Source organism: Pannonibacter sp. (assembly GCF_051860505.1).
Lineage (GTDB): Bacteria > Pseudomonadota > Alphaproteobacteria > Rhizobiales > Stappiaceae > Pannonibacter.
On record NZ_JBHYDX010000021.1, the window covers coordinates 32764 to 45047 of the forward strand.

Sequence of the window (12284 nt, forward strand, 5' to 3'; positions counted from 1 at the left end):
CCCACCAACGCCCCAGGTGAAGGCATGCTCGGGAGGCACGGGCTTCAGATGATCGCTGCGCGGACCTTGGCCGAGATCCATTCGGATACGATTACTGTCGCAAGGATGACCAACAGGATCATTGTCACCTGCGGCCAGGCAAGGACATTGAGAGAGGACTGCAGCTTTAGCCCCAGGCCTCCGGCGCCGACCAGGCCGAGGATCGCGCTTTCCCGAATGTTGATATCCCAGCGAAACACCGTGATGCCCCAGAATGCCGGCAGAACCTGCGGGACAATTGCATAAGTCAGGACTTGCGGCCCGCTGGCACCTGTTGCGGTAATTGCCTCGACCTGCCGGATGTCCGTCTCTTCGATTGCTTCGTAAAGAAGCTTACCGATGAAGCCGATCGATCTGAGACCGATGGCGATGATCCCGGCCAAAAGTCCCGGGCCCAGGATGGCAACAAGCAGAAGCGCCCAAATAAGCGAGTTGATCGATCGTGACGCGACAATTACGAACAATGCCGCCGGACGGAGTATCAGGTTTGAAGGAGTGGTGTTTCGCGCGGCCAGGAATGCAACTGGCACAGCCAGGATGACGCCCAGGAGTGTGCCGAGGGTCGCCATGTTGAGTGTGTCCCAGAGCGGCCACAACAGCTCTGGCAGATAGCTGATCCGTGGCGGCAGCATTCGGCCGCCAATGTCGGCGGCCTGACGCGGCGCGTCCGCGATGAAGTACCAGATCGTGTCCTTCGTCATGACCTGCCAGCACCAAACGAAGAGGGCGACAAGTCCAAGCCAGCCGAACCAGAGCGCAAGGCGGGCTTTTGTGCTTCTGAACTGCCATTTCTGCGGCAGTTTGGACGGCGCTGAGACTGGCGCGAGAGTCATTGCAGGAACTTCCGCAGATAAGATGATGAATACTCGGCGACCATGACGATCATGATGATAATCAGCAGGATCGCTCCGGCACTGTCATATTCATACCGGTCGATTGCTGTGTTCAACGTCGAGCCAATCCCACCGGCCCCGACGATGCCAATGACAGCACTTTCGCGGAAGTTGATGTCCAGCCGATAAAGCGACAGCCCGATCAATCGCGGCATGACCTGTGGCTGGATAGCGTAGTTCACAAGTTGCAGCCAGGATGCGCCAGTTGCCCTGATTGCTTCTGCCTGGGCTTCATCGATATCCTCGATGTCTTCTGCCAACAGCTTTGAAATAAAGCCGATGGTGGCGAAAGACAGAGTGAGAAAGCCGGCGAACGGACCAAAGCCAAACATCGCGACAAAAAATATGGCGATTATGACTTCCTGGAGGGCGCGGGACAGCGCAATAATACCTCGGCAGATCATGTAGACCCAACGCGGGGCAAGATTACGCGCGGCGCCAATCCCGATTGGAATTGAAATTGCAATTCCGACGACAGTCGAAGTCAGCGTCATGGTGAGGCTTTCGGACAGTCCCTTGGAGATATCCCGCCAGCGTGACGTGAAATCAGGGGTCAGAAATCCCTCAATGAAGCGCATGCCGCGGGCCATGCCTTCGACAACTCTTGTCCAGTTGACGTCGAGTGTGCCCAGTGCGAGGACGAGATAGGCAAGGGCTCCAAGCTGAATGACGATGCGCCAGGTCCGGTTCGTCAGGATCTGCGGTGGGCGTCGCCAAGTGGTCGGATATGCCGTGCTCATACGCCGATCCTAGCCAGGATGCGTCGTTGTTCTGCTTCGGCTTCTCCTTGCTCCTCATCTCCTTTGCGCATGGCTGCCCAATCCTCGGCGCCGTAGATGTCCGTCAGGGCTGTTTCGGTCAGGTCGGAAGGAGGTCCGTCAAAGACAACTTCACCGGCCCGCAAGCCGATGATGCGCTGCATGAACTGCTGGGCAAGCGGAACGTCATGGATGTTGACGATGGCCGGCAGATTGCTCTCCGCACAGATCTCGATGATTAGGCGCATGATCTGGCGGCTTGTCTTCGGATCAAGGCTTGCTGTCGGTTCGTCGACCAGAAGAAGCTCCGGTTCCTGGGCCAGCGCTCGTGCAATGCCGACACGCTGGCGTTGGCCGCCGGAAAGCGCATCAGCGCGCTTGTCGGCGTGGTCAAGAAGGCCGACGCGGTCAAGCAGGCGATAGGCGCGCTGAATGTCCGCGGGAGGAAACCGACGGAAGTAGCTTTGCCAGAAGCCAACGTAGCCGAGCCGCCCAGACAGTACATTTTCCATGACGGTCAATCGCTCGACGAGGGCATACTCTTGGAAGATCATGCCGATACGGCGGCGTTGCCGGCGGAGGGCACCAGCCGACAGGCCGGTGAGAGCCGTGCCGCCCAGAATGACTTCGCCCGAACTGGGTTCGACGAGGCGATTGATGCAGCGAATGAGCGTAGACTTGCCCGCACCGGAGGGCCCGATCAGGCCGACGACTTGTCCTTGTGGCACGATGAGGCTGACCGCATTCAGCGCTTTGTCGCCGGTGCGATACGTCTTTGTAAGGGCGCGCAATTCAAGCATCGTAGCCACCATCAAGAAAGACAATGCGGGCGGCAGGCCGCCCGCACAAGTCTAGTTTGAAAATCTTACTTGCAATCGTAAGACACGCCAGTGGCTTCATCGATCTGCCGGATCACCGACCATGTGTCCTTGAAGGTGATCGGAATGAACTGCGCTTCGTCGGATTTGGAGAACTCAGCTGCCAGCGACGAACCCTCCCACTTGAAGGTGGCAAAGCCTTCCTTGATCTTGTCCTGCAGTGCCGGTGTCAGGTTGTGGGCCGTGCCGTAGCCGGTGGTCGGGAAAGTCTGCGACTTGTAGATCGACACAACCTGATCAGCCTTGATCACATCACGCTCAATCATGCGGGTCATGACCGAGTTGGCGATGGCCGCAGCCGGGTAATCCTTGTTGGCAACGCCGAGGATCGAGTTGTCGTGTTTGCCTGAAAAAACCGGTTCGAAGTCGGTGCCAGCAACGAGATTGTACTGGGCCTTCAGCAGGGCGGACGGTGCCTTGAAGCCGGAGTTGGACGTTTCCGCCGTGAAGGCGAGTTTCTTGCCCTTCAGGTCTTCAACTTTCTCGATGCCCGAGCCGGGATGAGTGATGATCTCCATCTCATAGCCGAAGGAACCATCTGCCTTCGCCATCATCGTGAACGGCCGGAAGCCAGCGCATGCAACGGCAAGCGGGTTGGATCCAGTGTTGAAGCCTGCGATATGCAGGCGACCGGCGCGCATGGCTTCAATCTGTGCAGCGTTGGAATCAACCGGGAAAAACTGGACCTTCTTTCCGGTGACGCTTTCCATGTGAACCAGGAAATCCTTCCAGGCTTCCGCATAGACGGCCGGATCTTCAACTGGCGTGTAGGCGAAGATGAGCGTCGAGGGGTCAACCTGCTGGCTTGCATCTGCCGGAATGTCGGCGATCATATCGCCATCCGCGTCCGTATACCGAGTGTCGAGCTTGAATTCCGCCATCGCCGGCAGGGAAAGGGCAAGCGTCAAGGCCGCAGAAACGAGAATGGTACGCATCAGATCCTCCTTTTAAAGATTAGGAGTTTGCGTAACGGCAATTTGTATCACTGGAATGACACCTTCGTCTGAGCGGAAGGTCTTGTAGATCAGACGCGGCGACATGGTGAACTGCGATGAACACAGCTCGACTGGTTTGGCTTTTGCGAAATGAAGTCAAGCGCTCTGGCGGATGACCAGTTCCGGCGCGAGGCGGACGACTTCTGCTGTGCGGCCGAGGAAACCGGGCGATGAGGCCGCATCCCCTTCCGGCGAGCCCGATGCCCCATCACTTTGAATGCGTTTTGTCAGCAGGCGCAGGGCTTCGCGTGAGGTCTCGAGAACCGGATTGCGCACGGTCGTCAATTGGTACGGCTCCCAGGCGGCGGCCGGGATGTCATCGAAACCGGCGATCGCGACATGGCCCGGGACAGACATTCCCAGGCGCCGCGCGGCTGCGATGGCGCCGAGGGCCATTGCGTCATTGCCGCACAGGATCGCATCCGGCTTGTCATGGGCAGTCAGCAGGGCAAGCGCCTGCGCAAGGCCACTGTCGACGGAGTAGTCGCCGGTTCGGGCCGCAAGCAGGTTCAGCCCGCGTCGATCAAGGGCCTCCATCAGGCCGTTCTGCCGCTCGATGTTGGAGAAGGTGTCAGGGGTGCCGCCAATCCAGGCGAGCCGCTTGCGACCCGACCGCGTCAGATGATCGACCAGAAGTTCGAGGCCCAGGCGGTTGTCGCAGCACACGGCATCGGTATCATCGCCGGGAAGGACGCGGCCGACCATCACAATCGGAGCTCCAGACGAACGGCACCGTTCGGCCAGTGTCGGACTGACGGAGCCCGCAGCAACAATTGCCCCGTCAACCTGATAGGCAAGAGCATCCTCAAGGGCATTGTTCAGTTCGTCACCGGGCTGCACCTGCAGCAGCAGGGGCCAGTAGCGCGCCGTCCGGATCTCGCGGCTCAGCGTTTCCAGCAGCCAGGCTTCATAAGGGCGGGAGACCGCGCCCACGACCAGGGCAATCAGGCCCGTCTGGCTTCCGGTGAGGCCACGCGCAATACGGTTGGGCTGGTACCCCAATGTTGCGGCGACAGCCAGAACATGCGCACGCTTGCGCGCGGCAATGGGGGCGCCTTCCGTGAAGGCGCGGGACACCATCGCGCGGGAGACCCCCGCCGCTTCGGCAACATCATCGGCTGTGACGCGCATCTGTTCTCCGCCAGGCTTGAAACCGCGTGCGGCTACTGCATCGCACAAAAACCACGTGAATGCAAAAGTCTTTGACATGAAACTGTCATCCATCAAACATAGATTGCACGCGCGTTCAATCGGAGGAAGCCATGGGAACGGAAGCGCTGTCGCTGGAGGGGGTGTCCATTCGCCTTGGAAAGACCCTTGTTCTCGACCGCATCTCGCTGGAGGTGCCGGCCGGCAGCTTCACTTGTCTGCTCGGGCCCTCCGGCTGCGGCAAGACCACCCTGCTGCGCTCAATTGCCGGGTTCGCTCCGCTTGCAGCGGGCGACATCAAGGTGGGCGGACGCTCGATCGCGACGCTGGCACCAGAGGCCCGTCAGACGGCGATGGTGTTCCAGTCCTATGCCCTGTGGCCGCATATGACCGTGGTCGGCAATCTGACCTATCCGCTCAAACTGCGCGGCTTGCCGAAAGCTGAGCGCGAGGCGCGGGCGGATGCAATCCTCTCGCTGCTTGGCCTTGAGGGGTATGGTCCGCGTGCGGTGACCAGTCTGTCGGGTGGTCAGCGCCAGCGGGTTGCGCTTGGGCGCGCATTGATCATTGATCCGCCCTTGCTGCTGCTCGACGAGCCGCTGTCCAATCTCGATGCCTCGATCCGCCGCAGCCTGCGCGGCGAACTGCGTCGTCTGCAGCAGAAAATCGGCATCACCACCATCATGGTGACCCATGACCAGGATGAAGCGCTCGCCATGGCCGATCGTATCGTCCTGATGCGCGATGGTCAGATCGTCCAGGTGGCCGGCCCGGAGCAACTCTACAGCGCGCCGGCAGACCTCGGGGCAGCCCAGTTTCTTGGGGTCGACAACGTCCTGGTTGCTGCGCCGGATGATCCGGCTGCACCGGGAGCGACCCTGGTCGGCTTCCGCACCGAAGATGCACACGTGTTCACTGATGCGGCGGAACGTTCAGGTGTTCCAGCGCTCACCCGGAAGGGCAAGGTTACGACCTGCGCCTATGCCGGTGGTGGCTATCAGGTCGGCATCGACGTTGCCGGCGAAAGCCTGTCGGCCTGTTCGGCCAGCCCTGTGTCATCAGGGGCTGATGCCTTCCTCTCCGTTCCGGCATCGATGCTCATGAGTTTCGACGCCAACACCCGCCTGCTCCAGGGGATCAGGCACTAACTCTCCAACACTTGGACCTAAGGGAAGACAGTCATGAATATCAGGATAGCATTTGCCAGCCTGCTGGCAGCCTCGGCCCTTGCCACCAGCGTCTCCGCCCAGACCCTGAACGTGGTCACGGCCGGCGACACCAACATGGTGGACTACATCAACGACTACCTCGGTCCGAAGTTCGAGGAGAGCCATCCTGGCGTCACCGTCCGCGCGGTTGGCACCGGCCCGGGCGACGGCGGCAGCCAGGCAATCTTTGAAAAGATCAACGCCCAGAAGGACAAGGATGTCTGGGATGTGGACGTGGCCGTCGTGCATCAGCGCATGGCCGGGCAGATGGTTCAGGATGGTTTGCTGGCAAATTATCGTGACGGGCTGACCACGGCCAAGCTCGTCACCCGCGAGACCGCAGAAAACGCACTCGGCGTGAACGTGTCTGGCTATGTCATGCCGATGTTCCACAGCCAGATCGCGATTGCCTACAACCCGGATGTCATCGCTACCCCGCCGCAGTCCTATGAAGAGCTGGCCAAGTGGGTGAAAGAGAACCCGGGCAAGTTCGGCTACAACGGCATCACCGGCGGCATGGCCGGGGTTGGCTTCGTGTTTGGCTGGATGTACGCCTTCTCGGACATGGCGGACGAGATCCGCAATGGACCGTGGGTGGATGGCGCCGCCGACAAGTGGGCTCCGGCCTTGGCGTCGCTGCGCGACTTCAACCAGAGCGTTGTCATGACCCCGGGCAATGCCGGCACTCTGGATGCCATGAACCGCGGCGAAATCGCCATGGGTCCGGTGTGGATGGACATGTTCTACACCTGGGTTGCTGACGGTCGTCTGAACCCCAACCTGAAGCTGATGATCCTGTCGCCGGGCATGCCGGGCCAGCCGATGTACTATGCGGTACCGGCCAAGGCCGCACAGGCTGACCTTGCCAAGGAATTCATCGCCTTCGCAACCAGCCCGGCGGTTCAGGCCGAAGGCATTGTCCGCCGCTTCAACTGGTTCCCGGGCATTGATCCGCAGAACGTGAAGTCGGAACTCACCGACGCCGAGTGGAACCGTCTGTTCGCGGACGTTGCTCCTGAAACGCTGGCTGAGCGCGGTTGGTCCATGCCGCAGGCGAAGTATTTCGCAGCGATCCTGGAAGCCTACGAAAAGAACGTCGCCAAGTAAGGCGTAAACTACCCGGTCCGGCTGACACGCCGGACCGGGCTCTTGCTGTTGATGACAGGTCGGCCGCCAAGGGGTGGACAGGCCGGCGAACAGGACCTACGGACATGACTGCAACGACGTCCGCCGGTGCCCGGCAGACCCCTCCGGACCGCGTACCTGGTTCTGCCAGTCGACACCTTTCGGGCATGCTCCCTGGGCTGCTGCTTGTCGCGCCGGCGCTGACGGCTATCGGTTTGCTCTATGCCGCGCCGCTTGTACGGTCGCTTGTGACGGCATTCGTCGGAGAAGACGGCACTTTTACCTTCGCCAATCTGGCAAAGGCGCTGGAGTTTTATGGTGCCGACATTCTCTTCTCTATCCTTGTCACACTGGCTTCGCTGGCGCTGATCGCGGCGACATCCATCGCGATTGCCGGCTATCTGACGCTTGGGCAAAGCCGCTGGGCAGTGCCGTTGCTGCGCTGGATGTACCGTTGGCCGTTGTTCATTCCCTTCATTGTTGCCGGCCAGACTGCGCGCTCGTTCCTGGCCCGCAATGGCATGCTGAACACGCTGCTCGCGGATGCGGGTGTTCTGGACGCGGCTGCTGCACAAAGCCTGCTCGACTGGCGCGGCCTGGTGCTGACCTTCGCCTGGAAGCAGGTCCCCTTCGTCACCCTGCTGCTGGCCGGGGCGATGGCCTCGCTTGATCGCTCGACCATCGAGGCTGCCCGAAACCTCGGTGCCGGCCGGTTCCGGTGCTTGTTCGAGATCGTGTTGCCACAGGTTCGTCCGCAATTGTTCGTGGCACTTGTCTTGTCGCTGGTCACCCTGCTCTCCGTCCTGTCCGTCCCGGTGATGCTGATCTCTGGCAACCCGACCATGATGACGGCGATGATGGCGCACAGGGTCACCTATTATGGCGACTACGCCGTCGCCAACGCGCTTGGCCTGTTCTCCTACCTTCTGACGGCCGCGGCGGCCTGGGCCTACCTTCGCATGAGCCTGAAAGAGAAGGCGAACCCATGAGCAACCTGTCCGCAACTCTGCGCGGCGCCGGCTCGGCCCTGGGCCTTGCCATCGCCATGGGTCTTGTCGCCTTTGTTGTCTTCGGACCTCTGGCCAACCTCGCCATCTGGGCCTTTGCCGAGCAATGGTTCTACCCGAACCAGTGGCCGACCCGCTGGGGCTTTGAGTTCTGGGGCCGGGTTTTCCGGCCGCGCGCCGGCGCGTGGGATTCTTTGTGGAATTCAGTTTTGATCGCCGTTGCGACGGTTGGCCTGTCGATGGCGCTGTCAGTGCCTGCCGGCTATGCGCTGGCGCGGCTTGCCTTGCCCGCCCGCAGCCTGATCATGCTGATCTTCCTGCTGCCCCAGGCTTTTCCTTCCCTGCCGATCTTCGTCAACATTGCCGCCATCTTCTATAATTTCGGGCTTAACGGCACGCTGTTCGGCGTTGTGCTGGTGCATTCGCTGCCGGGCCTCGTCTATGCGGTTTGGATTGCCACCGCGGCGTTCTCGGCCGTTGATCGCAGCATGGAAGAAGCCGCGCGCAATCTCGGAGCCGGCCCGCTGCGAACCTTCCGCGATATCACTCTGCCGCAGGCCTTTCCCGGGCTGATGGCCGCGTCGATCTTCGTCTTCCTCGACAGTATCGACGAGTTCACTGGCACCTACTTCGTCGGTGCGCCGGACATCGCAACCCTGCCGATCTTGATGTTCAATGCCAGCATGGGCGGCAATTACCAGATTGCGGCCATTACGGCGCTGATCCTGCTGATCCCCTCGGTCGGCTTCATGCTGGTCATCGAGCGCTTCTTGAAGGCTGATGTGCTCTCGCGCATTGGCCGCTGATAAAAAGACACCCCGACATATGTACATCCTTCATTTCTCCGACTTTCATCTTTTCGCAGGCGAAAAGGAAAGCACCCATCCGCGTCACGACACCGTGGACGCGGTAGAGCGGGTGCTGGCGGATGCCGCTCGTCTGACGCCGCAGCCGGATCTCGTGCTGATTTCCGGTGACCTAACGGACTGCGGCACGGCGGAGGACTATGCGCTGGCCAAGGAGATGCTGGCCGGCTTCTCGTCGCCGGTACTTGTCATCCCGGGCAACCATGATCGCCGTGCGGCCATGCGGGCGGCTTTTGGTGACAGCATTCCCTTTGCTGAAGGCCCGTTCCTCAATTTCGACCTGATCCACAAGGGCATCCGCGTCATTGGTCTCGACACGATCGTTCCAGGTGCTGTCGAGGGCGAACTTTGTCCTGACCGGCTTGACTGGCTTGCTGATCGGCTGGCTGACGAGACTGCCAGAACGCAGACGGAAAGTGCCGTCACCTTCTTGATGCTGCATCACCCACCGTTCGACCTGGCGAGCCCGTCCTGGGATGCCATGACCTTGATGAAGGGACGGCGGGAGTTCACCCAACTGATTTCAGGGTTCGAGGGACATCTGCGCCTGCTCACAGGCCATGTGCATCGGCCCCTGATCACGACGCACGCCGGACATTTCGCCGCCATCGCCGGCAGTCCGGCTTTCCAGTATGCTCCCGGCCTTGGCTGGACCGGCGAGCCGCCCTTGTCGGCGGAGCCTTATGTCTACTGGCTGCATCATATTACGGCGCCGGGGACCGTCATCACCAGCCCACGGATGATCGACCTCGGCGCTGCGCCGGTCTGAGGCGCGCCGGACCGCTCAAGCGGCTGTCACAATGGGGGCTTATCGGCCCTTCTTGTCGAGCGATCCAGGCGTCCCGGGCTCGTCTTTCACGGATTCCTGGCGCGGCTGTGAAGGTGGAGCCGGGCGAATGGGACGTGAACTGACCCACAGCTCGACGGAGTCCGTGTCGCCCAGGACGCGTGAAAAATGCAGCGTGCGCGTGTCGTGGTGAATGCTGTCGCCTGGCCCGAGGATGTAGACCTGGTCGCCAAGGTGGTACTCGAGTTGGCCTTCCAGCAGATACAGGAACGCCTCGCCGTCATGGCACATCTTTTCGGAGACATGGCCGGGGACACGATGAATGATGCTGGGATAGTTCAACGCGCCCGCAAAGCCGGGCCCGAGTTTTTCGTAGAGCTTTCCTGCCTCGCCCAGCCGATAGGTCGAGCGTCCTTCCCGCGGAGAGAACTCGCAAAACGGCTCGGGCATGCTCAGCAGCTCTTCCATCGTCGTCTGGAGCGCCGACGCAATGCGCATGAAGGAGGAGAGCGACGGACTGCTGACCCCGCGTTCGACCTGCGACAGGAAACCGATGGTCAGCTGCGTTTCCTGCGCGACAGCCTCCAGTGTCTTTCCCAGAGCCTTGCGACGCTTACGGATCGTTTTCCCGAACTCTGGCCCTGTCCCTGGCTGAGGCACATGCGTGGCAGGAGGGTGGGGTGGCAACGTCATTTGTTCTCTCGCAGTCGCAGGCGCCGGGTGTTCGAGTTGTTCCCGATATAGGCCGATTGGCAAGTTGCCGCAAACGTTGTCACGGCCCTGCAGTTTGGGGGACTCGAAGAAAAGATTATAAAATACAAATGGATGGCTTTCTGTTCGGGCCGCACAGAGAGTACGGCGCTACGATAGCTTATATATTTTGAAGCCTCACTATAATTTTTACTTCAATTTTTGCCGCAGCTCGCCTAGTGTCGCCTCGTCTCGACGAGACGCTCTGGGAGGAGAACACATGAAAAAGACTTTGTTCGCGGCTGCCCTTGCCGCAACGCTCGCGCTTGGCCTGGCGGCACCGCTGGCGGCGCAGGAACGTGGCGGCACATTGAAGTTTGCCCGCTATGACGGCTCCAAGCTGGTCGATCCGATTTATGCCGAACGCAATCCGGACATCTGGATGGTCGGCAGCCTGTACAGCACGCTCTTGGAGCGGGCACGGGATGGATCCGGCCTCACGGGTGCATTGGCGGCGAGCTTCAGCCAGTCGAGCGATGGCAAGACGATCGACATCACTTTGCGCGATGGTATCCGCTTTTCAGATGGAAGCACGGTCACAGCTGCCGATGTGGTGTTCTCGCTGGATCGTGCCCGCAATTCCGACCTTTCGCCCTGGGCCGGGCTGCTCGGCGCAATTTCCGGCGTGACCGGGGAGGGGGCCAAGGTGACGATCAGCCTGTCGCGGCCAGACCCGACCATCCTGTCGATGCTGGCCACCTTCAACACGGCCATCGTGTCCCGTGCGGCCTTTGAAAAGGCACCCGGCGCAACGGATCAGGAGAAGTCGGCGGCGCTGTTTGCTGCCGGCGGTCCGGGTGCGGGATCAGGCCCGTTCTACCTCAGTGGCTTCGAGCAGGGTGCCTCGATGTCGTTCAAGGCCAATCCCTACTACTGGAGGTCCGGTGCGGACGGAAAGCCGCTGCCCTACCTTGATGGGGTCGAGTTCCAGATCATCCCGGATGACGCCACCCGCATCCTGAAGCTGCAGGCCGGGGAAGTGGATGTCGCGGAGTTTATCCCCTTCGCCCGCATCGCCGAGCTTGGCACCGATACCAACCTGAAGATGGAACTCTTCCCCTCGACCCGCATCATCTACTCGCCGATCAACACCCGGGCCGCGCGGGCTGACGGGACGCCCAATCCGCTGGCTGACAAGCGGGTGCGCCAGGCACTCAACTACGCCACCAACAAGGAAGCGCTGGTCAGCCTCGTCCTGCACGGTGCAGGCGCGCCGATGACGTCGCCGCTGATGTCCTCCTCGACCCATATGGCTGTCAAGACCGACCCGCTCTACGGCTATGACCCGGTCAAGGCGATGGAGCTGATGCAGGAGGCCGGCTTTGCCGCTGGCACCAAGATCAAGCTCACCACCCTGGCCGGCTCGGCGGATGATGCCACTGTGTTCGCGGCCCTGCAGCAGATGTGGACCGCAGTCGGCGTCGAGCTTGTCGCCGAACAGGTCGACAGCCCGACACGCGGCGCCAAGAACCGCTCCGGCGACTTCGACATCCACACCTACGGCTGGGTTGACGACATTGCCGACCCGAGCCAGGTCGTCGGCTGGCTTGGCCACACGCCCACGGCAAAGGCGGTCGGCACGGGCTGGGAAAACACGGAGTTCAACGAGCTCTATGCCGCCGCCGCCGCCGAGATGGATCCCGAACGCCGCGCCGCCCAGTTCCGCCGCATGCAGGAAATCTATGCGGAAGAGGCACCGCTCCTGTTCATGTACGAGACGCCCTTTGCCGTCGCCCTGTCGGCGAAGGTGACCGGCTACGTGCAGACGCCGCTCGGGGCCAATGTTTTCGAGGAAGCATCCCTGCAGCGCTGAGGGTCCGGCTTGCACC

The 12284-nt window shown here is 61.2% G+C and carries 12 protein-coding genes; 6 read left to right on the forward strand and 6 right to left on the reverse strand.

The genetic code is table 11. The features are described 5' to 3' along the window. Positions 1-44 precede the first annotated feature (44 nt). The 5 genes from phnE (ACTIFE_RS15005) to ACTIFE_RS15025 all read right to left on the reverse strand — a co-directional run bounded on the left by phnE (ACTIFE_RS15005) (position 45) and on the right by ACTIFE_RS15025 (position 4694). A complete protein-coding gene (gene phnE / locus ACTIFE_RS15005) occupies positions 45-872 on the reverse strand; it encodes a phosphonate ABC transporter, permease protein PhnE (protein ID WP_439529967.1) in 828 nt (275 codons plus the stop codon). Next, positions 869-1672: a phosphonate ABC transporter, permease protein PhnE gene (gene phnE / locus ACTIFE_RS15010; protein ID WP_439529968.1), complete on the reverse strand. Its 804-nt coding sequence runs from the start codon at positions 1670-1672 to the stop codon at positions 869-871. The genes phnE (ACTIFE_RS15005) and phnE (ACTIFE_RS15010) overlap by 4 nt, the downstream gene beginning before the upstream one ends. Next, complete coding sequence (phnC, locus tag ACTIFE_RS15015) at positions 1669-2490, reverse strand: phosphonate ABC transporter ATP-binding protein (RefSeq protein WP_439529969.1); 822 nt, start codon at positions 2488-2490, stop codon at positions 1669-1671. Before phnC ends, phnE (ACTIFE_RS15010) begins: the two co-directional genes overlap by 4 nt. Before the next feature lie 65 nt (positions 2491-2555). Then, positions 2556-3503, reverse strand: a complete 948-nt coding sequence (gene phnD, locus ACTIFE_RS15020; protein ID WP_439529970.1) for a phosphate/phosphite/phosphonate ABC transporter substrate-binding protein — start codon at positions 3501-3503, stop codon at positions 2556-2558. 156 nt (positions 3504-3659) lie between these two features. Then, positions 3660-4694 carry a LacI family DNA-binding transcriptional regulator gene (locus tag ACTIFE_RS15025; protein WP_439529971.1) on the reverse strand — a complete coding sequence of 345 codons (1035 nt, stop codon included), beginning with the start codon at positions 4692-4694 and terminating at the stop codon, positions 3660-3662. A gap of 131 nt (positions 4695-4825) precedes the next feature. Between ACTIFE_RS15025 and ACTIFE_RS15030 the strand changes: the two genes are divergently transcribed. The 5 genes from ACTIFE_RS15030 (at position 4826) to ACTIFE_RS15050 (ending at position 9687) form a co-directional block, all read left to right on the forward strand. Continuing rightward, positions 4826-5860 carry an ABC transporter ATP-binding protein gene (locus ACTIFE_RS15030; RefSeq protein ID WP_439529972.1) on the forward strand — a complete coding sequence of 345 codons (1035 nt, stop codon included), beginning with the start codon at positions 4826-4828 and terminating at the stop codon, positions 5858-5860. 33 nt (positions 5861-5893) lie between these two features. Then, positions 5894-7027, forward strand: coding sequence for an extracellular solute-binding protein (locus ACTIFE_RS15035; protein ID WP_439529973.1), 1134 nt, complete (start codon positions 5894-5896; stop codon positions 7025-7027). Positions 7028-7131: 104 nt separating this feature from the next. Beyond that, entirely contained in the window at positions 7132-8034 is a 903-nt protein-coding gene (locus ACTIFE_RS15040) for an ABC transporter permease (RefSeq protein ID WP_439529974.1), read from the forward strand. Then, positions 8031-8858 carry an ABC transporter permease gene (locus ACTIFE_RS15045; RefSeq protein WP_439529975.1) on the forward strand — a complete coding sequence of 276 codons (828 nt, stop codon included), beginning with the start codon at positions 8031-8033 and terminating at the stop codon, positions 8856-8858. The genes ACTIFE_RS15040 and ACTIFE_RS15045 overlap by 4 nt, the downstream gene beginning before the upstream one ends. A gap of 19 nt (positions 8859-8877) precedes the next feature. Beyond that, on the forward strand, positions 8878-9687 hold the full coding sequence (locus ACTIFE_RS15050) for a metallophosphoesterase (protein WP_439529976.1): 810 nt from the start codon (positions 8878-8880) through the stop codon (positions 9685-9687). Between the two features lie 39 nt (positions 9688-9726). Here ACTIFE_RS15050 and ACTIFE_RS15055 read toward each other — a convergent pair whose 3' ends face one another. After that, positions 9727-10398 (reverse strand): helix-turn-helix domain-containing protein, encoded by a 672-nt coding sequence (locus ACTIFE_RS15055; RefSeq protein WP_439529977.1) that lies wholly within the window; start codon positions 10396-10398, stop codon positions 9727-9729. Between the two features lie 277 nt (positions 10399-10675). Between ACTIFE_RS15055 and ACTIFE_RS15060 the strand changes: the two genes are divergently transcribed. After that, positions 10676-12268 (forward strand): ABC transporter substrate-binding protein, encoded by a 1593-nt coding sequence (locus ACTIFE_RS15060; protein ID WP_439529978.1) that lies wholly within the window; start codon positions 10676-10678, stop codon positions 12266-12268. Positions 12269-12284: the final 16 nt, after the last annotated feature.